Consider the following 261-nt stretch of genomic DNA (forward strand, 5'->3'; position numbering starts at 1 on the left):
GCTTTCGGCGTTGCAGACTTCGATGGTAAGGAATTTGGTCGCGCCTACGCCGTCGCGGACGATGGCTTGGGCGAGTTCGAGGGCGAGGCCGCAGAGCAGGTCTGTGAGCTGTTTGTAGCGCGGGTCGGCGATGTTGTCGATTTCGCGTTGGCCGTTTTTGCCGGTGGCGATGATGACGAAGCTGTCGTTGGTGCTGGTGTCGCCGTCCACGGTGATGCGGTTGAAGGTGTCGTCGGCGATTTCCTGCGTCATCAGCTGGAG

The 261-nt window shown here is 60.9% G+C and carries 1 protein-coding gene; it reads right to left on the reverse strand.

Annotation, left to right across the window (positions count from 1 at the left end; translation table 11 throughout):
• Nucleotides 1-261 (reverse strand): bifunctional ornithine acetyltransferase/N-acetylglutamate synthase (locus ACTHSL_RS13825; protein ID WP_440381735.1); only part of this gene is annotated, 261 nt, incomplete at both ends.

Source organism: Neisseria sp. P0008.S010 (assembly GCF_051962715.1).
GTDB lineage: Bacteria > Pseudomonadota > Gammaproteobacteria > Burkholderiales > Neisseriaceae > Neisseria > Neisseria elongata.